Here is a 24,439-nt window from a genome sequence, read left to right on the forward strand (position 1 = left end):
AAGGTATAAAAATGAAAGGTATTGTTTTAGCCGGTGGTTCAGGTACGCGCCTGTATCCGATCACCCGTGGTGTATCCAAGCAGCTGTTGCCGATTTACGATAAGCCGATGGTGTATTACCCGCTGTCGGTGCTGATGTTGGCCGGTATCCGTGACATTTTGATCATCAGCACCCCGGAAGACCTGCCGTCTTTCCAGCGGCTGCTGGGGGACGGCAGCCGTTTCGGCGTGTCGCTGAGCTACGCGGTACAGCCGAGCCCGGACGGCCTGGCGCAGGCGTTCATTATCGGCGAAGAGTTTATCAACGGCGACAGCTGTGCGCTGGTGCTGGGGGACAACATCTATTTCGGCCAGAGCTTTGGCAAAAAGCTGGAGTCCGTGGTGGAGCGTAATCAGGGCGCGACGGTCTTTGGTTACCAAGTGATGGATCCGGAGCGTTTCGGGGTGGTGGAGTTCGACGACAATTTCCGCGCGCTGTCGCTGGAAGAGAAGCCAGTGGTACCTAAGTCGAACTGGGCGGTAACTGGACTGTACTTCTACGACCGCGACGTGGTCGAGATGGCGAAGCAGGTGAAACCGTCGGCGCGCGGCGAGCTGGAAATCACCACACTGAACCAGATGTATCTGGACAAGGGCGCGCTCAACGTTGAGCTGCTGGGGCGTGGCTTCGCCTGGCTGGATACCGGCACGCACGACAGCCTGATTGAAGCGTCGCAGTTTATCCACACCATCGAAAAGCGCCAGGGGTTCAAGGTGGCCTGTCTGGAGGAAATCGCGTACCGCAAGGGGTGGCTGAGTCGTGAGCAGGTGGCGGAAGAAGCCCGGTTGCTCGGCAAGACGCTGTATGGCCAGTATCTGTCACAACTGATCGTGGAGAAATAATCATGCAGGTCACGGATACCAAAATTGCGGGCGTGAAAATTATTCAACCGAAGGTGTTTGGCGATACCCGCGGTTTCTTCCTGGAAACGTTTGAGAAAAAGCGTTACCAGGAAATGCTGGGCATTGATTTGGACTTCGTTCAGGACAACCACTCGCGTTCATCGCGCGGCGTGCTGCGCGGTTTGCACTTCCAGAAGGCCAATCCGCAGGGCAAGCTGGTGCGGGTGGTGCGTGGCGAAGTCTTCGATGTCGCCGTCGATATTCGGCCGGAATCGCCGACCTACGGTGCCTGGGAAGGGGTGATCCTGTCGGAAGAAAACAAGACGCAGTTCTGGGTGCCGCCGGGCCTGGCCCATGGTTTTGTGGTGCTGACGGACGTCGCTGATTTTGAATACAAGTGCACGGATTATTACAACCCGGCGCACGAAGGGTGCTTGCTGTGGAACGATCCGCAGGTTGGCATCGAGTGGCCGGTCACCCAGCCGCTGCTGTCGGAGAAGGACAAGGTGGGTAAACTGCTTGGGGAGCTGGTAGGATGAAAGTGCTGTTAACCGGTTCGAAAGGGCAGCTGGGCAGCTGTTTTCGTGATCGTTTGCCTTCCGGCTGGGAGGTGTTGGCGACGGACAGTGACAGTCTAGACATCAGCGATCTGGCTAGAGTGAAGCAGGTCGTCGCGGATTACTGTCCGGATGTGATAGTGAACGCCGCGGCGTATACGGCGGTGGACAAGGCGGAAAACTACGGGGAGCAGGCGGCGCGGGTCAATGAACAGGGGCCGAGCTATCTGGCATTGGCGGCGGCGGAGAGCGGTTGCCGCTTGATCCACGTCTCAACCGATTATGTTTTTGATGGTCGGGCTAACCGGCCCTATCGTGAGGATGACGCGACCAACCCTCTGGGGGTTTACGGCAGCACCAAGCTCGACGGGGAGCGTGCGGTGGCCGAAGTGCTGCCGGATGCGATAGTCCTGCGTACTGCCTGGGTGTTCAGTGAGTATGGGAATAATTTTGTGAAAACCATGCTGCGCTTGGCGAAAGAGCGGGACGAGCTGGGGATTGTCAGCGATCAGCGAGGTTGCCCGACGTACGCGGGCGATATTGCGCAGGCGATAATAGGGCTGCTGCAGTGCCGGGCAGAAGGCGGGGTTTACCATTACTGCGGGGACAGGGAAGTGAGCTGGAACGAATTTGCCGAAGCGATTTTCAGCGAGGCGATGGCGCAGGGCGTGCTGGAGAAATCACCGCGGGTGAATGGCATCACGACCGAACAGTACCCGACGCCAGCTAAACGACCCGCCTACTCGAGCCTGAACTGCGGGAAAATCGAAAGCTTAGGTATTTCACGTTCAGATTGGATGAATGCATTGAAAAGTACGATAAAAGCAAGAATTGCATAAAATAAATTTAAACAAGGAGCCTATCTCTATAGGTTCCTTGTTAGTTTAGTCAGGTTGATGGGAGTCATATGGGACTAGTCTCTAATGCGAAGTGGGTTGCTTTTTCGCAGCTGTTTAAAATTGGTGTCCAGGTTCTTAATATTGTTGTTTTAGCGCGACTCATGCCGCCCAGCGAATATGGCTTGATGTCAATGGCGTTGGTAGTGACAAACTTTGCGTTATTAGTCAGGGATCTTGGAACCGCAGCGGCGATTATCCAAAGGAAAGATCTTCAGAATGAGACGATCAATGCGATATTCTGGTTAAACATACTGATGGGTTTGACTATCGCCGGCGTTATTGTCATATTTTCACCGGTTATAGCGTATGTATTCCATGAGCCGAGGCTGATTGCAGTGCTCTGCCTTTTGGCAATAAGCTTCCCATTGGCAAGCAGTGCCTCTGCGCACATGGCCTTATTGGAGCGCGACTCTAAATTCAAAAAAGTGGCCTCTATTGAGATCAGCTCATCAATGGTTGCCGTCATTGTCGCTATTATTATGGCCTATCAGGGATTCGGCGTTTATAGCCTGGTAGTGCAAATATTGGCTCTGTCACTGATGTCGTCGGTACAACTTTGGCTTGCGTCAAAATGGCGCCCTTCATTCAATAACGTGATAAATACTAAGGAAATAAAAGGGCTGATTGGTTTTAGCGGGAATTTGACACTGTTTAATTTTATCAATTACTTCTCAAGAAACACTGATAGCATGATAATCGGGCATTACATGTCCGCAGCAATATTGGGGGCTTATTCGCTGGCATACAGAATTATGTTGTTCCCGTTACAAAGCATGACCACTGTCGCCTCTCGGGCGCTGTTCCCTATATTGAGTCAGCATCAGGATAATAGCGACAAGGTACGGGCTACCTATTTGAATGTCGTTTATGTGATACTGCTAGTTGTCTTTCCGCTGATGACTGGATTAGCCTTGCTGCGCGAGCCGTTTGTGCAGTTGGTATTCGGGGCTCAGTGGTCAATGACCGCCGTAATACTATTATGGCTTGCTCCAACTGGAATTATTCAGGCTGTATTAAGCACGACGGGATCCGTTTTTATGGCCAAGGGCCGAACCGATATCCTCATGCGTCTTGGTATGTTGGGGGCGATCTTGCAGGTCGGCGCATTTATTATTGGGGCTAGGTTTGATATTGACACATTTGTTAAGCTATACTTTATCGCTAATGTTATTAATTTCTTCCCGGTAATGGGGATCTTGATGTGGTTGATCGGCGGTGCTTTAAAAGATGTGTTCTTTAAAGTTTATCGCATTCCTCTTTCTACCATGATTATGGCGGGGGGGATTATAGTGCTTTGTAAGAATATTAAGCAATATAATCATATAGACAACGTTGTCGATCTTATCGTCGTGGCCGTGTTTGGCGCCGTACTGTATGCGGTATCGTTGTTTTTGATTGACTCCACGTTTAGGAAAGCGTTGATAGCAACCACGGTTAAGATTTCAAAAAAAATCGGTATCGCTTAGCATTGTGCTTGAGCGGATATTAACAATGCGGGTTGCTCAGGTGAGGGCCCGTTTTTTATTTCTTGCTGTTCATTTTCCTTTTTCGACTGTGTTGGCGCGCATCGATCTATTCTTGGCACTGTGCTGCCTCTCTGCACATGGCTTTCTAACCGACGGCGGGGCTAAGGTGTGCGACTCATGATAGAGGGCGTTCGGGCATTTCATATTGAGAAGAATGCGTGCCTTTGAAAAAGTCTCAGAGGTCTCGTCTTTACCCGATTTGCTGCGTTGCGATAGTTAAGAGGCGATGTGCGTTTTCACGGGGCGAATGTAGCTAGGGATGCTTATCCCTAGTATGATGTGTGGCATTGACCATTCGCTGTAGAAAGAGACTATTATCTTGCCGATTCGTACGTTATCGCATTCGGCGACAGATTACTCTGCAGACAAGTCATAATTTATACAAAGGGTCGTTTCACAAAGCTAGGCGTTGTTTTAGAGGATTTTATGAAAATTATCGTTACCGGTGGTGCAGGCTTCATTGGGTCGGCGGTTGCCCGACATATCATTAATGATACCAGCGACCACGTTCTGGTGCTGGATAGCCTGACCTACGCAGGTAATCTGGAGTCGTTGGCGACGATCGCCGAGAGCGACCGCTACGCGTTTGAGCTGGTCGACATTTGCGACCGTCCGGCGCTGGATCGTGTGTTCGCCACGTTTAAACCGGACGCTGTGATGCACCTGGCCGCGGAGAGCCACGTCGACCGTTCCATTGACGGTCCTGCGGCCTTTATCGAGACCAACATTGTCGGCACCTATACGCTACTGGAAGCGGCTCGCCACTACTGGCAGACCCTGGATGAAGCGAAAAAACAGGCGTTCCGCTTCCACCATATTTCGACCGATGAGGTCTACGGCGACTTGCACGGCACCGACGATCTGTTCACCGAAACGACTCCCTACGCACCAAGCAGCCCATACTCCGCCTCCAAGGCTTCCAGCGATCACCTGGTGCGCGCCTGGCTGCGCACCTACGGCCTACCGACCCTGGTCACCAACTGCTCGAACAACTACGGCCCTTACCACTTCCCGGAGAAACTGATCCCGCTGACCATACTGAATGCGCTGGACGGCAAGGCATTGCCGGTATATGGCAACGGCGCGCAGGTGCGCGACTGGCTGTATGTCGAAGATCATGCCCGTGCGCTGTATAAGGTAGTGACCGAGGGGACTGTGGGGGAAACCTACAATATCGGTGGCCATAACGAACGCAAAAATATCGACGTGGTGCGTACCATTTGCCGACTGTTGGATGAGTTGATGCCGAACAAGCCAGGCAATCTGAGCCGGTACGAAGAGCTGATCACGTTCGTGACCGATCGCCCGGGCCATGATATGCGCTATGCGATCGACGCTTCAAAAATTGACGCAGAACTGGGCTGGAAGCCGCAGGAAACGTTCGAGAGCGGCATTCGTAAAACCGTCGAGTGGTACCTGGCCAACGAAGCCTGGTGGAGCCGCGTGAAGGACGGCTCCTATGCCGGCGAACGCCTGGGCCTGACACGTTAATGATTTCGAAGGTATAAAAATGAAAGGTATTGTTTTAGCCGGTGGTTCAGGTACGCGCCTGTATCCGATCACCCGTGGTGTATCCAAGCAGCTGTTGCCGATTTACGATAAGCCGATGGTGTATTACCCGCTGTCGGTGCTGATGTTGGCCGGTATCCGTGACATTTTGATCATCAGCACCCCGGAAGACCTGCCGTCTTTCCAGCGGCTGCTGGGGGACGGCAGCCGTTTCGGCGTGTCGCTGAGCTACGCGGTACAGCCGAGCCCGGACGGCCTGGCGCAGGCGTTCATTATCGGCGAAGAGTTTATCAACGGCGACAGCTGTGCGCTGGTGCTGGGGGACAACATCTATTTCGGCCAGAGCTTTGGCAAAAAGCTGGAGTCCGTGGTGGAGCGTAATCAGGGCGCGACGGTCTTTGGTTACCAAGTGATGGATCCGGAGCGTTTCGGGGTGGTGGAGTTCGACGACAATTTCCGCGCGCTGTCGCTGGAAGAGAAGCCAGTGGTACCTAAGTCGAACTGGGCGGTAACTGGACTGTACTTCTACGACCGCGACGTGGTCGAGATGGCGAAGCAGGTGAAACCGTCGGCGCGCGGCGAGCTGGAAATCACCACACTGAACCAGATGTATCTGGACAAGGGCGCGCTCAACGTTGAGCTGCTGGGGCGTGGCTTCGCCTGGCTGGATACCGGCACGCACGACAGCCTGATTGAAGCGTCGCAGTTTATCCACACCATCGAAAAGCGCCAGGGGTTCAAGGTGGCCTGTCTGGAGGAAATCGCGTACCGCAAGGGGTGGCTGAGTCGTGAGCAGGTGGCGGAAGAAGCCCGGTTGCTCGGCAAGACGCTGTATGGCCAGTATCTGTCACAACTGATCGTGGAGAAATAATCATGCAGGTCACGGATACCAAAATTGCGGGCGTGAAAATTATTCAACCGAAGGTGTTTGGCGATACCCGCGGTTTCTTCCTGGAAACGTTTGAGAAAAAGCGTTACCAGGAAATGCTGGGCATTGATTTGGACTTCGTTCAGGACAACCACTCGCGTTCATCGCGCGGCGTGCTGCGCGGTTTGCACTTCCAGAAGGCCAATCCGCAGGGCAAGCTGGTGCGGGTGGTGCGTGGCGAAGTCTTCGATGTCGCCGTCGATATTCGGCCGGAATCGCCGACCTACGGTGCCTGGGAAGGGGTGATCCTGTCGGAAGAAAACAAGACGCAGTTCTGGGTGCCGCCGGGCCTGGCCCATGGTTTTGTGGTGCTGACGGACGTCGCTGATTTTGAATACAAGTGCACGGATTATTACAACCCGGCGCACGAAGGGTGCTTGCTGTGGAACGATCCGCAGGTTGGCATCGAGTGGCCGGTCACCCAGCCGCTGCTGTCGGAGAAGGACAAGGTGGGTAAACTGCTTGGGGAGCTGGTAGGATGAAAGTGCTGTTAACCGGTTCGAAAGGGCAGCTGGGCAGCTGTTTTCGTGATCGTTTGCCTTCCGGCTGGGAGGTGTTGGCGACGGACAGTGACAGTCTAGACATCAGCGATCTGGCTAGAGTGAAGCAGGTCGTCGCGGATTACTGTCCGGATGTGATAGTGAACGCCGCGGCGTATACGGCGGTGGACAAGGCGGAAAACGACGGGGAGCAGGCGGCGCGGGTCAATGAACAGGGGCCGAGCTATCTGGCATTGGCGGCGGCGGAGAGCGGTTGCCGCTTGATCCACGTCTCAACCGATTATGTTTTTGATGGTCGGGCTAACCGGCCCTATCGTGAGGATGACGCGACCAACCCTCTGGGGGTTTACGGCAGCACCAAGCTCGACGGGGAGCGTGCGGTGGCCGAAGTGCTGCCGGATGCGATAGTCCTGCGTACTGCCTGGGTGTTCAGTGAGTATGGGAATAATTTTGTGAAAACCATGCTGCGCTTGGCGAAAGAGCGGGACGAGCTGGGGATTGTCAGCGATCAGCGAGGTTGCCCGACGTACGCGGGCGATATTGCGCAGGCGATCATTGAGATGCTGAAGCGTGAGGCGGCGGGAGGGGTGTATCACTTCTGCGGTGACAAAGAAGTGAGTTGGAGCGAATTCGCCGAGGCGATTTTTGCGGAGGCGCTAGGGCAAGGGACGTTGATGAAGTTGCCGCAGGTGAACGACATCACAACCGATCAGTACCCTACGCCGGCTAAGCGTCCCGCATACTCGAGTCTGGACTGCGGGAAGATTGAAAGCTTGGGCATTCAGCCTTCCGATTGGCAACAAGCGCTGAAAAATATTATGCCGGCGTTAGGGGAAAGGTAATTTTCTCCGCGACTGGATAAAGAAAAAGGCGAACATCTAAAGAATGTTCGCCTTTTTCTGGTTTGCTTCTCAAGAGACGCAACCGATCAACCTTTCTCTTTTGAATATTTTCATGCTCATATAAATAATCAAGAGCGTGGCCAACAGCTCGGTGAAGACTAATGAGTAAGAAGCGCCCAGTGCGCCGAAAAGCGTCGTCGTGAAATAGATATGTAGACAGTGGGTTGCAGAACAGAAAATATAAATTCTCTGCAATACTTTATCGTGATTGTTCGCCAACAAGTACAGTTGAGCCAATACGATGGCTGGTGGAATGACCAATAACATAATGGACAACACCGCTAGGATGGGGGCAGCGGAAACGAATTTTTCACCAAACAGCAGGGTGATAATCGATGTGGAAAACAGATTTAGTATCGAGAAGGCGCCAATGCCGAATACGAAGCTGGCGGCTAAAACTAGTTTAATGATCTTATTTCGTTTAGCTGTTTGCTCTGCACGGCAGCTGCAAACGATAGGGTAGGCCGCCTGACATAGTGGAGCCATGACGGCCAGACCGGAACGAACCAACCTCTCCGCTGCGCCATATAACCCGGCGGCAAGAGGTCCGGAAAGGATGCCTAAAAGAATCGTATTACTGGCTGAATACACCATGGTGATTGAGTTGGCGACAAATACCGGCCAGCCTTCTTTTAGATTTGCCGTAACATTGGGCAAAGAAAATCGCGGTTGGCCAATGTGATACCGTGAAAAAACCCAAAGCAGCATAATAAGCGCAGCCAGAAAGTTGGGCAGTACCAGTAGCAAAACGGCGCTATAGGGTGTGATGGGAAAGCACAGGAAGACCAGCAAAGTGAAAATTCGGGCGAATAAGGTGATCAGCGCGCCCGCTGCCGTTTTCCCTACCCCCTGCAATAGCCAATAAGGGGACAACATAGATGCTACGATTAACAAAGAGGAAAGCAGCATATAATCGCGGAGAAGATTCAGTTTCTCCCAACTCAGGGTCATCAACGTCATCATGACGAGTGAGCCGGTGGCCAGTATAATCTTGGAACATGTAATGCTATAGAAGCTTTCACCTATGCTGTGATGATTTTCCATTTTTGAGACTCTTCGGACCGCCGAAAAGTTAAATCCGTAATCGACAAAAATGGAAAAATAGAAGGCGACCATATAGCAGAATAGAATATTGCCAAACTCACTGACACCGATATTCCTACCGACAAGAGGAAATACCAGAAGAGGGAATATAAAATTCCCTCCCTGTACTAACAGCAGTGAAACATAGTTTTTAACTAACGGCTGGTTCAGATACTTAATCATGAACCGCAGCCTTTAGCTCTGTAGATTGTTTGGCTAGTTTGAGTTTTACCAGCCAATCCCTGCTCATAAAGGCTTTGAACAATAACAACAGGATAATGTTGACGATGATGGTTGAATAATAGAAATGGTTATCAAAAATCATGAATAGCATGGCCATGCAGAAGTAACTGTAGAGTAGGGTGTTAATTAGGGTTTTTCTCTGCTGTACCCGTTGATATAGTGCCATCCCGATCCAGGTGAATATCAGCATAAAACCGCCAATGCCATAGACGCCAAAGTCCATGTATGGTTTCTGCATAAATGTCATGATATTGATCCAGTCATATCCTCCCATTTTCACCAAATCCAGTGTTTCATCCGGCATGAAACTTTTGGTCGCGAAACGGAAAGTACCGGTCATCAACATGCGCCCATCTCTGAAATCATGGGTTTTATCCAAATAAATGACCATTTTGTTAAAGGCATGCATCTCGGTACTCAGGTTAATCCAGATAGACATCATCTGTGGAGGCAACTTCATCGTAGGTTTAAAATCTTTTTCCTCTTTATGCTCCTGAGCGCTTGTGTTTGGGCTGTTATAAATGGCCTCATAGTAATGCGTGCCGGTCTGTGCTTTTTCCTCTGTTGACGACTGATGGTTCTGTACATAAATTTGGGTGCGAATCAATGGCATGCTCACCATCAACAGAACAACGGAGAACAATGTGACTATACCGGTAATCAACAGTGCGGATTTATTTTCTTTTGCTACATAATATTGAATGAGTACATAGAATAAACTAGTGATGACAGGGATAAAGATATTTATTCTTCCTCCTAATAACATCAGGAGACTTAAGTATGCGCAGCTGAAAATAAGATATCCGTATTTTCTCGACTCAGTAACGTAAATGGTATTGAAAATAATAAAGAAAGTAGGGATGACCATAAGTGTCATCAGATAATTGCTGATTACTTTGGGCATAATGTTCGCGCGGATATTGTCGTCAAATAAAGGAATGCCGCCAATTTTATGGATGGCATACCAATAAATAAACGCTTCGGCCACGATGCAAATGATATTGGACCAGAAGAGGGTTCGCGCGGCGATTCCTGAGCGAACGTTCGTTTCACGGTTGAGTGTGATGCGTCCTCGTCGCAGTATAAAGGTGGCAACTACCATATAAAAGCAGGCTATAACGGCGAATAATGCCATCCAAGTTGAGTGACTGAAATCGTCTTGCTCGATCAGTGTCAATTTCGCCTGGCTGCAACCAATCATGAATAAAAACATGCTCATGAAGATCGAAGCCGGATTGTATATGTTTTTGAAAAAATAGGTGAAGAAGACAAAGTTTGCGACCGCGGCGATGGCAAAAATTTTGCTTACCCCATTCACGGGAAGCAACAGAATGCATACAAGGCAAACAATACCAAAACCGGCGAGTGTTAAGTGCTTCAGTATCCCGTTATTACCCATTTTTATTCTCCCTCACCTGTTTTCCAAGCCTTGGCAGTTGTTTCATACATGTTTTATTCACGCCTCTGCGTTCTGCGTCAAAAAACCAACCCCATTTATTGAAATACGTAATCGCCGAACGAATGTGGTAGCCCATCAACTTCAGATTCTTGTAAGAGCCTTTGGCAAAGGCATGTGTCACCGTCGCTTCTGAACAAAACATAGGTTTTTCATATTGAAGCACTTTGCGGCAGAGGTCGACATCTTCAAGATACATAAAGTAACGTGAATCAAAACCTTGTAATTGCTGTAACAATCGCGACTCTACGAACATAAAGCAGCCAGAAATTGTCGGCGCAAAGAAGTTTTTGTTGTAATCGGCATCTTGCAGCTCATAGTTCTCATCGAGATACTTGGATAAAAAAGGCATGAACCTGCGCAAGAACAAATGAGCGGGAGTCGGCAATAAACGGCAGACGCGCTGCGCTTCTCCGTTCGGGTAAATAATCTTGGGTGCAATGAAACGGTGATTGCCGCTTTCCGCAAAATTATACAAACTTTTCACTGTGCCTGCGCTAAACTCGATATCTGGATTGCAGATAATAAAATATTTGCATTTACTCAGATACTTATTCATGGCCTGATTGTGCCCATGGCCATAGCCACCATTGAAATCCGACTTGATATAAGCAATTCTCGGATTGTTTAACTGGCTCGCCCATTCGCTACCTGCATTGTCAACCAACACGATGGTTTCTACCAGCGGCTCGGCTAACAGAGAGTCGATAGTGGGTTGAATGTCCTCTTGCTTGTGTTTGTACAGTACTATGGACGCGACCACTGGCACTTTATTTTCAACTGCACTCATTTTGAGCTAATTCCGTCTTTAACCGCACGGCACCATGTTGCCAGATGCGTTTTTTTATTCGGTTGCGTAGCAATCAGTAATACTTGATGGATGGCATTAAAAACGTTTTCACGTACTTTTATCAATGGCGGGATGTGTTTCATCCTTGCCAGCAACAGCCCGTTACGCAATCGGTAGTATCTGCGGAAAGCCGAGTGCACCGGCACATGCCAAGCCAGTATTTTGATTGCTTTGTCACCGATAGCGTGCGACATCTTGGCCGAGGTAGCCGCATAAACTTTGTAACCTTTGGCGATAGCGCGCAGGCACCATTCGGTATCCACGTAGTCAATGAACAACGATTCATCCATATCACCTACATCGCTCAAGACCGCTACGGGGATCAATGAGCCAGAAGAGATGATCATACTGACTTCAAAAGGTGCGTCCTGGAATTGCGGGCGAACTTTGCTGCGCCAGCCTAGTTTGTTCACACGGATCAATGGATAGTGGAAACCGTAGCGCGAATCGGTAAAGATCGGACCGATAGCCGCGAGCCTCTCGGTGGCCGAGATCTGGGCATAATCTTTGAGTAGTCCGGTCATAAAATGTTCGTCAATGTGGCTGTCTTGATCGAAAAAAACGATCAGTTGGGCACAATGTTTCTCGCGAGCGCACTGAATGCCGATATTTTGCGCTTTGGCGATACCGACGTTTTCTGGCAAACGTACGACGGTGGCGAGCTGTGAAAGCGATTCGACGGCGGATGCTTCTAGTGAACCATTATCAACGAGAACGCTGGAAACCTGTTGACGTTTAAGTTCTTTGATTAAGGTAGTGAGATTACCCAATTCCGGATGATAAGAGACTATTACTGCTGCGATTTTTTGACTGTTAACATGCTCATCGACGGTCGCAGGAGTATGGTTAATGGCTTGATGCTCGGACACTACATTCTCCAATTCAATACAATATCAATGCTGGCATGTCCTCGCCCCTTGGACAGAAGCGCATTGCATTAATTAAGCCGTCAATTTTAGCAGTCATGGGAAATCGCGCAATCAGGAAAACCTAAATTGTCGATAAATCTTATTTTTATTGTGTAACGTATTAATGCATTGAAATAAAAGGGTTAACTAAATTTTATTGGGTAATCCTGTAAAGGAGTAGGGGGATTCTCTTAGGAAAGTGGTGAAGAAGCGCTCCCGCGGTTCACCTATCGCACCAATCACTACCCACCCGGCTCAATCCTGAGTTAACATGTGTGCCACATCACAAAACCTGTTGGCCCGCGTTGCCAACAGGGTCATCCTCAGACAGGAGTTCCTAAATGTCCAAGCAACAAATCGGCGTTGTCGGCATGGCGGTAATGGGCCGCAACCTCGCGCTTAACATCGAGAGCCGTGGTTACACCGTTTCCATTTTCAACCGTTCTGGCGACAAAACTGACGAAGTGATCGCTGAGAACCCGGGCAAGAATCTGGCGCCGTATTACACCGTTGAAGAGTTTGTTGAATCGCTGGAAAAACCGCGCCGCATCCTGCTGATGGTGAAAGCGGGCGAAGCAACGGATAAAACCATTGCCTCGCTGACTCCGCACCTGGACAAGGGCGATATCCTGATCGACGGCGGCAACACCTACTATCAGGACACCATCCGTCGTAACCGCGAACTGTCCGACCAGGGCTTCAACTTCATCGGCACCGGCGTTTCCGGCGGTGAAGAGGGCGCGCTGAAAGGGCCTTCCATCATGCCTGGCGGCCAGAAAGAAGCTTACGAGCTGGTGGCGCCAATCCTGGAGAAAATCGCTGCGGTTGCGGAAGGCGAGCCTTGCGTGACCTACATCGGCGCAGACGGTGCCGGCCACTATGTGAAAATGGTGCACAACGGCATCGAATACGGCGACATGCAGCTGATTGCCGAAGCCTATTCTCTGCTGAAGCAGGCGCTGAATCTGAGCAACGAGCAGTTGGCCGAAACCTTCGCCGAGTGGAACAAGGGCGAACTGAACAGCTACCTGATCGACATCACGAAAGACATCTTCACCAAGAAAGACGAAGAGGGTAAATACCTGGTCGATGTGATCCTGGACGAAGCCGCCAACAAAGGCACCGGCAAGTGGACCAGCCAGAGCTCGCTGGATCTGGGCGAACCGCTGTCGCTGATCACCGAGTCGGTGTTCGCACGCTACCTGTCTTCGCTGAAAGACCAGCGCGTTGCCGCGTCTAAAGTGCTGACCGGCCCGAAAGTGGCGCCGTTCACCGGCGACAAAGCCGAATTCATCGAGAAAGTGCGTCGCGCGCTGTATTTGGGCAAGATCGTGTCCTACGCGCAGGGCTTCTCTCAGCTGAAAGCTGCGTCTAAAGAAAATAACTGGGATCTGCACTACGGCGAAATCGCCAAGATCTTCCGCGCCGGCTGTATCATCCGCGCCCAGTTCCTGCAGAAGATCACCGACGCTTATGCGGCGGACGCAGATATCGCCAACCTGCTGCTGGCGCCATACTTCAAGCAAATCGCCGACGAGTACCAGCAGGCACTGCGTGACGTGGTGGCTTACGCCGTACAGAACGGTATCCCTACGCCAACCTTCTCCGCTGCGATCGCTTACTACGACAGCTACCGTTCTGCGGTGTTGCCGGCGAACCTGATCCAGGCGCAGCGCGACTACTTCGGTGCGCATACCTACAAACGTATCGACAAGGAAGGCGTGTTCCATACCGAATGGATGGAGTAATCCCTTCTCGTTTCTGAAAAAGCCGCCGTCAGGCGGCTTTTTTTTTGCCAAGACATCGAAAAATATGCATAACGCCCTCTCTACGCTGGGATGCGCGATCCCTTCCCTTAATCTGGCACTATTCTTAATTTTTATTTTTTCATAATAAGATCCGTATCGTATTATTTAGAATGATGAAGGTGTTTTTTTTGATTCAGCTTGCCGAAACACTTATCTTTGCTAATATAATTCCTAATCATGTTTCTCGATTTTTTTAGCTCATTCCATCTGCGTTTTTGCTAATCGCCTTTTTGTTGATTTATTTGGTTTTTTTGTCTCTTTGACTACCTGTGAACATAGGGGGAAACATAGGCCGCTAAACTTCTATGAGGCTATTAAGTTCATAGTGGGGTTTGATTTTTCTTGTAAAGAATAAGGAAATTCTTAATTTTCGGCAATCTGCTAGCAATAGGTATTGGGTACTTAACCTGATCACTATGCGCAATGCATCTGTTTCTGGGGTAATCCTAGTTTATGGTGAACTTAATCCCTGTCATTCTGGCCGGTGGGAACGGCAGCCGCCTATGGCCTTTATCAAGAGAAGCATTCCCCAAGCAATTTCTTACGCTTGACGGTAGCAAGCATAGTCTGCTGCAGCAAACGCTACTGCGTTTAGATGGGTTACAAGGGGTTGAGATCGCGGCACCGATTGTCATTTGCAATGAAGAGCACCGTTTTTTGGTGGCGGAACAACTGCAAGAGATCGATTGTTTGGACTCGCGCATCATTCTGGAGCCCGCCGGACGTAATACAGCGCCCGCGGTTGCTTTGGCTGCTCAGTATGTTCTACAAAATGAACCAGATAGTATGTTGCTGGTGTTGGCTGCCGATCACCTGATTACACAATTGGGCGCTTTTCATGATGCGTTGAACAGGGCAATCGAGTTTTCATTATGCGGCCGTTTGGTGACTTTTGGTATCATTCCTCAGCACCCTGAAACGGGCTACGGATATATCAAGCGTGGAGCGCCGCTCTCCCCTTACTGTTTTAACGTCGAGCGTTTTGTCGAGAAACCCGGTTTTCAAAAAGCGCAAACATACTTAGAAAGTGGCGATTACTGCTGGAATAGCGGCATGTTCATGTTTACAGCTAAGAAGTATTTGTGTGAACTGAATCGCTTTCGTCCTGATATTTTTCAAAAGTCACTGTTCGCGATGCAAGCCAGTCGACTTGAGCTCAACTTCATCCACATTGACGAAGAAACGTTTCTCCGTTGCCCCTGTGAGTCTATCGATTATGCGGTGATGGAGAATACTGCTGATGCGGTAGTTATGCCGGTTGATATCGGTTGGAGTGATGTCGGCTCTTGGGGAACTCTATGGGATTTGACTGAAAAAGATGCTCAAGGTAATGTCCATCGTGGCAATGTTATCGCGATTAACTCATTGAATAACTACGTTTCTTCAGGTAATAAACTGGTCGCCACGCTAGGAATAAACAACTTGGTTATAATACAAACTGACGATGCGTTATTGGTTGCCGCTCGTGAAGCAGTGCAAGACGTCAAACAGCTAGTGGGTGAGCTAAAGGCGCGAAAACTGCCGTTTTGATACCCGTGTAAAAATCTCGGGCATGAACCCATAGCAAAGATTCCCACATAAGCGAGATAGTGATAAATGTAAGCAAGGCCGTACCAGTAATTGCGACCCCATCGCATTAAGCTCCAAGAAGGCGACAGAGCGTAAAGGTACAAATAACAGAAGAATGTGACATGACTGAGTTAACTTGTTTTAAGGCTTACGACATTCGTGGCCAATTGGGGAATGAACTGAATGATGAAATCGCTTATCGAATTGGCAGGGCTTTTGGTGAATATTTGCATCCTAAAGCCGTAGTTTTGGGCAATGACTCCCGTTTGAGCAGTGAAAGCCTTAAACAATCTTTGGCTAAAGGTTTGCGGGACGCCGGAGCTAACGTGATTGATATCGGAGTGAGCGGGGCAGAGGAACTCTATTTTGCTACTGCTTTTTTGGCCGCCGATGGCGGTATAGAAGTCACTGGCAGTCATAATCCTGAAGATTACAACGGCATGAAATTGGTGTGCAAAGATGCTCGGCCGATCAGCAGTGATTCAGGGCTGCGGGAAATCAAGGCGTTAGCTGAAAAAGAAACGTTTACTCACACTGAGCATTCTCGCGGCGGCTATCGACAAACCGATACACTGGACAGTTATGTCGATCATATTTTATCTTTTGTTGACTTCGCGCATTTCAAACCCCTGAAGGTGTTGGTGAACTCGGGGCATGGTACTGCTGGGCGGGTCATAGATGCTATTGAACTCCGTTTTCAGCAGCATAAGGTACCGCTGGAATTCATCAAGATTCAACATGAACCTGATGGCAATTTTCCGCGAGGGGTTCCTAATCCGCTTTTACCTGAGCGTCGTCAAGACACGATGGAGGCGATACTGCGCTATGGTGCGGACATGGGGATCGCCTTCGATGGCGATGCAGATCGCTGTTTTTTATTTGATAGTAAAGGGAATTTTATTGAGGGCTACTATATCGTCGGTTTGTTGGCTGAGGCGTTTCTAGCCAGGCGGACAGGAGAGAAAGTCGTTCACGATCCGCGACTAAGTTGGAATACCGTGGAGATCGTTGAGAAAGCTGGCGGTATTCCTGTGATGTCGAAAACTGGGCACGCTTTCATCAAAGAACGAATGCGGGCTGAAGATGCAGTCTATGGTGGCGAGATGAGTGCCCACCATTATTTCCGCGACTTCTATTACTGCGATAGCGGCATGATCCCTTGGTTAATGGTCGCCGAGATCATGTCTCTGAAAGGTCGCTCGTTGGAACAGCTGGTTGCGGAACGTATCCGTGCCTATCCTTCTTCGGGTGAAATTAACATCGTCCGAGTTCCTGCGACATCCGCGCTTGATATGATCGAGCGACATTATCGAGATCAGGCCTTAGAGGTTGATAAGACGGATGGGATCAGCATGACCTTTGCCGACTGGCGGTTCAATTTGCGAGCGTCAAACACCGAACCTTTGCTTCGCCTCAACGTTGAATCGCGGGGTAACCGAGACTTAATGGAGAGTAAAACAGAGGAAATTCTCGCGCTAGTAAACAGCCGAATATAAGGCTTCCCATTATCAGGGAAGCCTGTGTGCACTATTTCTGATGTCGCTCGCGCAGCCGGCCGATCACCGCGCTCAGATCCAAATCCTGGTCCTGCAGCAGCACCAGCAGGTGATAGATCAGGTCCGAGGCTTCGTTGGTCAGCTCTTCGCGATCGTTGACTGTGGCGGCCAGCGCGGTTTCCACGCCTTCCTCCCCGACCTTCTGCGCGATGCGCTTGGTGCCGCTGGCGTACAGGCTGGCGGTGTACGAGCTGTCCGGGCTGGCGTGCTTGCGCTCCGCCAGCAGCTGTTCCAGCTGATAGAGGAACGTCCAGTCGCTGGCGGCCGGGTGGAAGCAGCTGCTGTTGCCCAGGTGGCAGGTCGGGCCGATCGGGTTGGCCAATACCAGCAGCGTGTCGTTATCGCAGTCCGGCGTGATGCTGACCACCTTGAGGAAGTGGCCGGAGCTTTCACCCTTAGTCCACAGGCGCTGCTTGGTGCGTGAGAAGAAGGTGACGTTGCCGCTCTGCTCGGTGGTCGCCAGCGCTTCCGGCGTCATGTAGCCCAGCATCAGCACTTCGCCGGAAACGGCGTGTTGCACGATGGCGGGCATCAGGCCGTCGGTTTTTTCCCAGTCCAGCTGGTTTCTCTGTTGTTCTGTCAGCACACGCGAATCTCCACGCCTTGTTCAACCAGGAACCTTTTCAGTTCGCCGATATTGATGATTTGTTTGTGGAACACCGACGCCGCCAGCGCGCCGTCGACGTCCGCATCGCGGAACGCCTCAAGGAAGTGTTCCATGGTGCCCGCGCCGCCGGAGGCGATCAGCGGCACCTTGCAAGCCTCGCGTACCAGGCGCAGTTGCTGCAGATCGTAACCGTTGCGCACGCCGTCCTGATTCATCATGTTCAGCACGATCTCACCGGCGCCGCGGCGCTGCACTTCCTGCACCCAGTCGAGGGTTTCCCACTGGGTGATGCGGGTGCGGCTCTCATCGCCGGTATATTGGTTGACGTGATACTTGCCGGTTTCACTGTCAAACCAGGTATCGATGCCCACCACGATGCACTGCACGCCGAAGCGATCCGCCAGGCGGCTAATCAGCTCGGGATCGGCCAGCGCCGGGGAGTTGATGGAAATCTTGTCGGCGCCGAAAGACAGGATCTGGCTGGCATCCTCGGCGCTTTTAATGCCGCCGGCGACGCAGAACGGAATATCAATCACCTCCGCCACGCGCGATACCCAGCTTTTGTCCACCACCCGGCCGTCGCTCGAGGCGGTGATATCGTAAAATACCAGCTCGTCCGCACCTTCTTGCGCATAGCGCTGCGCCAGCGGCACGATGTCGCCGATGATTTCGTGGTTGCGGAACTGCACGCCTTTCACCACTTGCCCGTCTTTAACATCCAGGCACGGGATTATCCGTTTTGCCAGCATGCGATCGCCTCCTCAACGCTAAATTTACCTTCCAGCAGGGCGCGCCCCACGATCACGCCGGCAACGCCGCTGCCGCGCAGCTGGGCGATGTCGTCCAGATTGCCGATGCCGCCCGAAGCCTGAAAGGCCACCTGCGGATAGCGGCGGCTAATCTCCTGATACAGCGCCACATTGGAGCCGGCCAGCGTGCCATCGCGCGAAATGTCGGTGCACAGCACGTGCTTCAGGCCGTAGGGCAGGAACTGCTCCACCACCTGTTCCAGCGTGGCGTCGGAATCTTCCTGCCAGCCGCTGATGGCCACGCGTTTTACGCCCTGCGCATCGATGCGCACGTCCAGCGCCAGCACCAGTGCGTCGGCGCCATAGCGCTCGAACCAGCTTTGCACCAACTGCGGCTGTTTCACCGCGGTGGAGCCGATCACCACGCGCGTGGCGCCGGCCTCCAGCAGAGCGCTGACGTCCTGCTCGTTGCGGATGCCGCCGCCGACCTGCACCGGCACGTCAACCCCCGCCAGCAGCTTGCGCAGCAGCGGGATCTGGCGCGCGGCCGGATCCTTGGCACCGGTCAGATCGACCAGGTGCAGCACCTGCGCGCCCTGTTGTTGATAGTCCTGCAGGCGCAGCAGCGGATCGTTGCCGTAGTCGCGCTGTTGGCCGTAATCGCCCTGGTGCAAACGCACCACGTTGCCGTCGATCAAATCCAAAGCCGGAATAATCATGCTGCCTACATCTCCAGAAAGTTTTTCAACAGTTGCGCACCGGCTGCTCCAGAACGTTCTGGATGAAACTGCACGCCGAAGAAGTTGTCTTTTTGCACGGCGGCGGTGAAGGGCTCGCCGTAGTTCGCCTGAGCGATGGTGCTGGAGCATATCGGCATCGCATAGCTGTGAACGAAATAGAAGTAGGCACCGTCATCGATGCCGCGGAACAGATGGTGGCCCGCCTGCGCAGACACCTGGTTCCAGCCCATGTGCGGCAGCGGCAGGCCGAAGTCGGTCATCTGCTTCACCGGCGTATCGATGAGGCCGAGCGTGGTCACGCCGCCGTTCTCCTCGCTGCTGGTCGCCAGCAGTTGCATGCCGAGACAAATGCCCAGCACCGGCTGAGTGCAGGCCTTGATCAGCTCGATCAGATCGCGTTCGCGCAGCTGATCCATCGCCGCCTGCGCGGTGCCGACACCCGGCAGGAACAGCTTGTCGGCGCGCAGCACGATCTCCGGATCGCGGCTCACCTCCGGCTGATAACCCAGGCGCCGCACCGCGTAGGTGACGGAGGCCAGGTTGGCGCAGCCGGTATCCAAAATCACCACGTTCATCACAGCACTCCTTTCGAGCTCGGCAGGGTATTGCCTTCGACGCGGATCGCCTGGCGCAGCGTGCGGCCAAACACTTTGAACAGGCTCTCGACCCGGTGGTGGTCGTTTTTGCCCTTGGTCTTCAGGTGCAGAGTACAGCCCATGGTATAGGAGAGCGAACGGAAGAAGTGCTCGACCATTTCAGTGCTGAGATCGCCGACGCGCTGATAGTTGAACTCGGCCTTGTACTCCAGGTGCGGGCGGCCGGAGATATCCAGCGCGCAGCGCGCCAGGCATTCGTCCATCGGCAGCACGAAGCCGAAGCGGGCGATGCCGCGCTTGTCGCCCAGCGCCTTGTTCAGCGCTTCACCCAGCGCCAGACCGGTGTCCTCTACCGTGTGGTGATCGTCGATATACAGGTCGCCTTTGACGTCGATCTCCATGCGAAAGCCGCCGTGGGTGGCGATCTGATCCAGCATGTGGTCGAAGAAGCCGACGCCGGTTTTGATCTTGCTGCCGCCTTCGCGATCCAGCCAGACGTTGACGTCGATTTGCGTCTCTTTGGTCACGCGGTTAACCCGCGCGTGACGATCGCGCAGGGTCAGCTGGCGCACGATCTCTTTCCAGCCCAGCACGCCGCGCTGGTAGCGCAGCCCCTGAATGCCCATGTTTTCCGCCAGCTGCACGTCGGTCGGCCGATCGCCGATCACGTAGCTGTGGGCGGCATCCAACACGCCGGGTTCGAGATATCCCTTCACCAGCGCGGTTTTCGGCTTGCGGCAGTCGCAGTTGTCCGCCGGCAGGTGCGGGCAGATCAGCACATCGGCGAACTGAATGCCCTGCGAGCTGAGGATCTGCATCATCAGGTTGTGCGGCGGATCGAAGGTTTCCTGCGGGAAACTGGCGGTGCCGAGCCCATCCTGATTGGTGATCATCACCAGCTGATACCCCGCCTGCTGTAGCGCCAGCAGAGAAGGGATCACGTCCGGCTCGAGCGCCAGCTTGTCCAGGCGGTCAACCTGGAAATCTTCCGGTGGCTCGGCGATCAGCGTGCCGTCACGATCGATAAAGAGGATTTTTTGGCTCACATTGGCTCCTGGCGAGTCTGGTTGGCGCCGGGCAGGGCGGACAAGGCGTCCACCACGCGTTGACATTCGTCGCGGGTGCCTATGGTGATGCGCAGGCAGCCGGACAGCCCGGGCTGTTTGTTTTGGTCTCGTAAGATAATGCCCTGATCCCACAAGCTTTTAAACACATTACTTGAGGCGGTGAAGCGGGCCAGCAGGTAATTGCTGTCGCTGGCGAAAACCTGCTCGACGCAGGCGCATTTTTCCAGCTGTTGCTGCAGCCAGCTGCGGGTGGCTGCGATATCGGTGACGCGCTGACGCATGGTGCGGATGCCCTCTTCGCTCAGCGCCTGTGCGGCGATATCCGCCACCGGCGTCGAAAGCGGGTAAGGCGCGATCACCTTCAGCAGCAGGGCGATCAGATCTTCGTTGGCGAGCGTAAAGCCGCAGCGCAGGCCGGCCAGCGCAAAGGCTTTCGACAGCGTGCGCAGGATCGCCAGGTGCGGATAGTCGCTCAGCCAGCCCGCCACCGAAGCCTGCGGGCAAAACTCGATATAGGCTTCGTCCACCGCGACGATCGCCTTGCCTTTGGCCAGCTCCAGCAGGCTGCGCAGAGAGTCCGGGTCGATCAGGTTGCCGGTCGGGTTGTTCGGGCTGCAGACGTAGATCAACTTCACGTTGTCCAGGCTGTCTGCGATGGCGGGCAGATCCAGCTGCCAGTCCTCTTTGGCGGCCACGGTACGGCGCTCCACGCCAAAGGTTTCGGCGCTGACGGCGTACATGCCGTAGGTCGGTGGGCAGAACAGAATGGCGTCTTTACCCGGCTCGCAGAAGGCGCGGATCAGCAGCTCAATGCCCTCGTCGGCGCCACGGCTGACCAGCACCTGTTCTTTCTTCACCCCGGCGTAGGCGGCGTAGCGTTCGATCACCTGCGCCGGTTGGCACTCCGGATAGCGGTTGAAGGTTTGCGCGGTCAGCTGGAATTCCGGCGCGATCGGGTATTCGTTGGCGTTGAGCCACACATCGCCCTTACCGCCGAGGCGGCGCGCCGATTGATAAGGGGTCAGCTCGCGAACGTTGGCGCGCGCCAGTTTTTCGATGCTCATGCTTGCTCCTTCAGGGCGGCGACGCGCAGGGTCACGGCGTTCTTGTGGGCGATCAGCTGCTCGGCGGCAGCCAGCGTCTCGATGGTGGCGGCCAGGTTGCTGAAACCCTGCGGCGTCAGCTCCTGCACCGTCATGCGTTTTTGGAAGTCGGCCAGCCCCAGGCTGGAGCAGGTGGCGGTGTAGCCGTAGGTCGGCAGCACGTGGTTGGTGCCGGAGGCGTAATCGCCGGCGGACTCCGGCGACCAGTCGCCGAGGAACACCGAACCGGCGCTGGTGATGCCGTCCACCAACTCGCGTGCATTGCGGGTCTGAATGATCAGGTGCTCCGGGCCGTAGCGATTGCTGATTGTTACGCACTCTGCCAGATCGCGTGCCACGATCAGGCGGCTGCTTGCCAGCGCCTGGCGGGCGGTGTCGGCGCGCGGCAGCTCGGCCAGCTGGCTTTCCACCGCTTCGGCTACCGCCTGCGCCATCGCCGCGTCCGGCGTCAGCAAGATCACCTGAGAATCCGGGCCGTGTTCGGCCTGCGACAGCAGATCCGAAGCGACGAACGCCGGGGTGGCGCCGGCGTCGGCGATCACCAGCACTTCCGAAGGGCCGGCCGGCATGTCGATGGCCGCGCCGTCGAGGCGTTGGCTGATCTGCCGCTTGGCTTCGGTCACGAAGGCGTTGCCCGGCCCGAAGATCTTCGCCACGCGCGGCACGCTTTCGGTGCCGAACGCCAGGGCGGCGATCGCCTGCGCGCCCCCGACCTGAAACACTTCCTGCACGCCGCACAGCTGCGCCGCATACAGGATCTCATCGGCGATCGGCGGCGGCGAGCACAGCACCACCCGGCGGCAACCGGCGATGCGCGCCGGCGTCGCCAGCATCAGCACGGTGGAGAACAGCGGCGCCGATCCGCCGGGAATATACAGGCCGACCGAGTCGATGGGGCGGGTCACCTGTTGGCAGCGCACGCCAGGCTGCGTTTCGACGTCTACCGGCGGCAACCGTTGCGCGTTGTGGAAGGTTTCCACGTTGGCGACGGCCACTGCCATCGCCTGTTTGATGTCATCGCCCAGTCGGGCGCAGGCGGCGGCGATCTGCTCGTCGCTGACGCGCAGCGCGGCGACCTGCGCCTTGTCGAAACGGGCGCTGTAGTCGCGCAGCGCCCGATCGCCGTTGGCCTTCACGTTGTCGAGGATCTCGCTCACCGTGCGGGTGATGCTGTCGGAAGCGGCGATGGCCGGGCGCATCAGCAGCTCGGCCTGGCGTTCGGCGCTGCACGTTGCCCAATCGATCGGCGTGTTGAAGGTCGACATGGCGTTACTCCATCATCTTTTCAATCGGCAGCACCAGAATCGAGCTGGCGCCGAGCGCTTTCAGTTTTTCCATGGTTTCCCAGAACAGGGTTTCGCTGCTGACCATGTGCATCGCCACGCGGTTCTGCGCACCGGCCAGCGGCAGAATGGTCGGGCGTTCGGCGCCCGGCAGCAGCGCGACGATCTCGTCCAGCTTCTCGCTCGGCGCGTGCAGCATGATGTATTTGGATTCGCGCGCCTGGATCACGCCCTGAATACGGGTCATCAGGCGGTCGATCAGCTGCTGTTTGGCTTCCGGCATTTCGCCGTCGCGCTGGATAAGACAAGCTTTGGAGCGGTAGATTACCTCCACTTCGCGCAGGCCGTTGGCTTCCAGCGTGGCGCCGGTAGAGACCAGATCGCAGATGGCGTCGGCCAGACCGGCGCGCGGCGCCACCTCTACCGAACCGTTCAACAGACAGGATTTGAAGCGCACGCCCTGTTTGTCGAGGTATTGCTTCAGCAGGTGCGGGTAAGAGGTGGCGATGCGGGCGTCCTGCAGGCTTTGCGGGCCGGCGTATTCGGCGTCGAGCGGGGTGGCCAGCGACAGGCGGCAGCCGCCGAAATCGAGGCGGCGCAGGGTGAAGTAACGCGGGTCTTCACCCTGGGCGCGGCGGCTGAGCAGCTCTTCTTCCAGCACGTTCTCGCCGATGATGCCCAGATCGACCACGCCGTCCATCACCAGGCCTGGAATGTCGTCGTCGCGCACGCGCAGGATGTCGATCGGCATGTTCTCGGCGAAGGCGATCAGACGCTGCTGCTGCAGGTTGATCTTGATGCCGCAGCGCGCCAGCAGCTCCTGGGATTCATCGCTCAGGCGGCCCGACTTCTGCATTGCGATCCGTAAACGTGTCTTGTCCAGCATGGTAACCTCTGTTTAATCTGTAATTTTATGAATTTATTGTAAAAACTATTCTTTTCTGTCTGTCCGGAGCCAAAAAAAAACCCTCGGAAGAAATCTTCCGAGGGCTCTCTCTTGCGTTCTGCGCGCCACTGGAAGATTAACAAACCGTCTTCCAGCACTCATCGCCTGAAAGACTAGTCAGGGTGATGGTGATGATGGTGGTTGAACTGAACGCGTGTCATGGTGTTTTCTCT

24 protein-coding genes and 1 other annotated feature are annotated in these 24,439 nt (G+C 53.9%); of the genes, 11 read left to right on the forward strand and 13 right to left on the reverse strand.

Annotation, left to right across the window (positions count from 1 at the left end; genetic code table 11):
* Positions 1-11: 11 nt before the first annotated feature.
* The 8 genes from rfbA (AAIE04_RS03745) (at position 12) to rfbD (AAIE04_RS03780) (ending at position 7,642) form a co-directional block, all read left to right on the forward strand.
* Positions 12-881 (forward strand): glucose-1-phosphate thymidylyltransferase RfbA, encoded by an 870-nt coding sequence (gene rfbA / locus AAIE04_RS03745; protein ID WP_498576525.1) that lies wholly within the window; start codon positions 12-14, stop codon positions 879-881.
* A gap of 2 nt (positions 882-883) precedes the next feature.
* Positions 884-1,420 (forward strand): dTDP-4-dehydrorhamnose 3,5-epimerase, encoded by a 537-nt coding sequence (gene rfbC, locus AAIE04_RS03750; RefSeq protein ID WP_498576526.1) that lies wholly within the window; start codon positions 884-886, stop codon positions 1,418-1,420.
* Positions 1,417-2,277, forward strand: a complete 861-nt coding sequence (rfbD, locus tag AAIE04_RS03755) for a dTDP-4-dehydrorhamnose reductase (protein ID WP_498576527.1) — start codon at positions 1,417-1,419, stop codon at positions 2,275-2,277. The genes rfbC (AAIE04_RS03750) and rfbD (AAIE04_RS03755) overlap by 4 nt, the downstream gene beginning before the upstream one ends.
* A gap of 68 nt (positions 2,278-2,345) precedes the next feature.
* Positions 2,346-3,803, forward strand: a complete 1,458-nt coding sequence (locus AAIE04_RS03760) for a lipopolysaccharide biosynthesis protein (protein ID WP_498576528.1) — start codon at positions 2,346-2,348, stop codon at positions 3,801-3,803.
* Between the two features lie 486 nt (positions 3,804-4,289).
* Positions 4,290-5,354 (forward strand): dTDP-glucose 4,6-dehydratase, encoded by a 1,065-nt coding sequence (gene rffG, locus AAIE04_RS03765; RefSeq protein ID WP_498576524.1) that lies wholly within the window; start codon positions 4,290-4,292, stop codon positions 5,352-5,354.
* A gap of 19 nt (positions 5,355-5,373) precedes the next feature.
* The gene (gene rfbA / locus AAIE04_RS03770) at positions 5,374-6,243 is read left to right on the forward strand and encodes a glucose-1-phosphate thymidylyltransferase RfbA (RefSeq protein ID WP_498576525.1); all 870 of its coding nucleotides are present in this window, start codon (positions 5,374-5,376) and stop codon (positions 6,241-6,243) included.
* Positions 6,244-6,245: 2 nt separating this feature from the next.
* A complete protein-coding gene (gene rfbC, locus AAIE04_RS03775) occupies positions 6,246-6,782 on the forward strand; it encodes a dTDP-4-dehydrorhamnose 3,5-epimerase (protein ID WP_498576526.1) in 537 nt (178 codons plus the stop codon).
* Positions 6,779-7,642: a dTDP-4-dehydrorhamnose reductase gene (rfbD, locus tag AAIE04_RS03780; RefSeq protein ID WP_498576529.1), complete on the forward strand. Its 864-nt coding sequence runs from the start codon at positions 6,779-6,781 to the stop codon at positions 7,640-7,642. The genes rfbC (AAIE04_RS03775) and rfbD (AAIE04_RS03780) overlap by 4 nt, the downstream gene beginning before the upstream one ends.
* A gap of 69 nt (positions 7,643-7,711) precedes the next feature.
* On the opposite strand, the gene AAIE04_RS03785 is transcribed toward rfbD (AAIE04_RS03780), so the two are convergent.
* Genes AAIE04_RS03785 through AAIE04_RS03800 form a run of 4 tightly spaced genes read right to left on the reverse strand, consistent with a single transcriptional unit; the run spans position 7,712 to position 12,203 of the window.
* Complete coding sequence (locus AAIE04_RS03785; RefSeq protein WP_498576530.1) at positions 7,712-8,968, reverse strand: oligosaccharide flippase family protein; 1,257 nt, start codon at positions 8,966-8,968, stop codon at positions 7,712-7,714.
* Positions 8,961-10,427, reverse strand: a complete 1,467-nt coding sequence (locus AAIE04_RS03790) for an O-antigen polymerase (protein WP_498576531.1) — start codon at positions 10,425-10,427, stop codon at positions 8,961-8,963. Before AAIE04_RS03790 ends, AAIE04_RS03785 begins: the two co-directional genes overlap by 8 nt.
* Complete coding sequence (locus tag AAIE04_RS03795; protein ID WP_498576532.1) at positions 10,420-11,274, reverse strand: glycosyltransferase; 855 nt, start codon at positions 11,272-11,274, stop codon at positions 10,420-10,422. Before AAIE04_RS03795 ends, AAIE04_RS03790 begins: the two co-directional genes overlap by 8 nt.
* Positions 11,271-12,203 (reverse strand): glycosyltransferase family 2 protein, encoded by a 933-nt coding sequence (locus tag AAIE04_RS03800; protein WP_498576533.1) that lies wholly within the window; start codon positions 12,201-12,203, stop codon positions 11,271-11,273. Before AAIE04_RS03800 ends, AAIE04_RS03795 begins: the two co-directional genes overlap by 4 nt.
* 380 nt (positions 12,204-12,583) lie before the next feature.
* On the opposite strand from AAIE04_RS03800, the gene gnd reads away from it, so the two are divergent.
* The 3 genes from gnd (at position 12,584) to AAIE04_RS03815 (ending at position 17,115) form a co-directional block, all read left to right on the forward strand.
* The gene (gene gnd / locus AAIE04_RS03805) at positions 12,584-13,990 is read left to right on the forward strand and encodes an NADP-dependent phosphogluconate dehydrogenase (RefSeq protein ID WP_004938815.1); all 1,407 of its coding nucleotides are present in this window, start codon (positions 12,584-12,586) and stop codon (positions 13,988-13,990) included.
* 513 nt (positions 13,991-14,503) lie between these two features.
* Positions 14,504-15,580 carry a mannose-1-phosphate guanylyltransferase/mannose-6-phosphate isomerase gene (locus tag AAIE04_RS03810; protein ID WP_432525377.1) on the forward strand — a complete coding sequence of 359 codons (1,077 nt, stop codon included), beginning with the start codon at positions 14,504-14,506 and terminating at the stop codon, positions 15,578-15,580.
* Between the two features lie 161 nt (positions 15,581-15,741).
* Positions 15,742-17,115: a phosphohexomutase domain-containing protein gene (locus AAIE04_RS03815; RefSeq protein WP_498576534.1), complete on the forward strand. Its 1,374-nt coding sequence runs from the start codon at positions 15,742-15,744 to the stop codon at positions 17,113-17,115.
* A 31-nt stretch (positions 17,116-17,146) separates the two neighbouring features.
* Here the strand turns inward: AAIE04_RS03815 and hisIE are convergent, their stop codons facing one another.
* The 9 genes from hisIE to hisL all read right to left on the reverse strand — a co-directional run bounded on the left by hisIE (position 17,147) and on the right by hisL (position 24,427).
* Positions 17,147-17,761 carry a bifunctional phosphoribosyl-AMP cyclohydrolase/phosphoribosyl-ATP diphosphatase HisIE gene (gene hisIE / locus AAIE04_RS03820; RefSeq protein ID WP_072627992.1) on the reverse strand — a complete coding sequence of 205 codons (615 nt, stop codon included), beginning with the start codon at positions 17,759-17,761 and terminating at the stop codon, positions 17,147-17,149.
* Positions 17,755-18,531, reverse strand: a complete 777-nt coding sequence (hisF, locus tag AAIE04_RS03825; RefSeq protein WP_019454372.1) for an imidazole glycerol phosphate synthase subunit HisF — start codon at positions 18,529-18,531, stop codon at positions 17,755-17,757. The genes hisIE and hisF overlap by 7 nt, the downstream gene beginning before the upstream one ends.
* Positions 18,513-19,250: a 1-(5-phosphoribosyl)-5-[(5-phosphoribosylamino)methylideneamino]imidazole-4-carboxamide isomerase gene (hisA, locus tag AAIE04_RS03830; RefSeq protein WP_004938806.1), complete on the reverse strand. Its 738-nt coding sequence runs from the start codon at positions 19,248-19,250 to the stop codon at positions 18,513-18,515. The genes hisF and hisA overlap by 19 nt, the downstream gene beginning before the upstream one ends.
* A 5-nt stretch (positions 19,251-19,255) precedes the next feature.
* Positions 19,256-19,846, reverse strand: a complete 591-nt coding sequence (gene hisH / locus AAIE04_RS03835; RefSeq protein WP_063919082.1) for an imidazole glycerol phosphate synthase subunit HisH — start codon at positions 19,844-19,846, stop codon at positions 19,256-19,258.
* Positions 19,846-20,913: a bifunctional histidinol-phosphatase/imidazoleglycerol-phosphate dehydratase HisB gene (gene hisB, locus AAIE04_RS03840; protein ID WP_198635507.1), complete on the reverse strand. Its 1,068-nt coding sequence runs from the start codon at positions 20,911-20,913 to the stop codon at positions 19,846-19,848. The genes hisH and hisB overlap by 1 nt, the downstream gene beginning before the upstream one ends.
* Positions 20,910-21,998, reverse strand: a complete 1,089-nt coding sequence (hisC, locus tag AAIE04_RS03845) for a histidinol-phosphate transaminase (protein WP_015377255.1) — start codon at positions 21,996-21,998, stop codon at positions 20,910-20,912. Before hisC ends, hisB begins: the two co-directional genes overlap by 4 nt.
* On the reverse strand, positions 21,995-23,302 hold the full coding sequence (hisD, locus tag AAIE04_RS03850) for a histidinol dehydrogenase (protein ID WP_063919083.1): 1,308 nt from the start codon (positions 23,300-23,302) through the stop codon (positions 21,995-21,997). The genes hisC and hisD overlap by 4 nt, the downstream gene beginning before the upstream one ends.
* Before the next feature lie 4 nt (positions 23,303-23,306).
* Positions 23,307-24,206, reverse strand: coding sequence for an ATP phosphoribosyltransferase (gene hisG / locus AAIE04_RS03855; protein ID WP_015377256.1), 900 nt, complete (start codon positions 24,204-24,206; stop codon positions 23,307-23,309).
* 71 nt (positions 24,207-24,277) lie between these two features.
* Positions 24,278-24,404 (reverse strand) — a sequence feature (His leader region).
* Positions 24,380-24,427 (reverse strand): his operon leader peptide, encoded by a 48-nt coding sequence (gene hisL, locus AAIE04_RS03860; RefSeq protein ID WP_100396937.1) that lies wholly within the window; start codon positions 24,425-24,427, stop codon positions 24,380-24,382. Its footprint overlaps the feature before it by 25 nt.
* Positions 24,428-24,439 lie beyond the last annotated feature (12 nt).

The sequence above is a fragment of the Serratia sp. Ae19-1 genome (assembly GCF_059801225.1).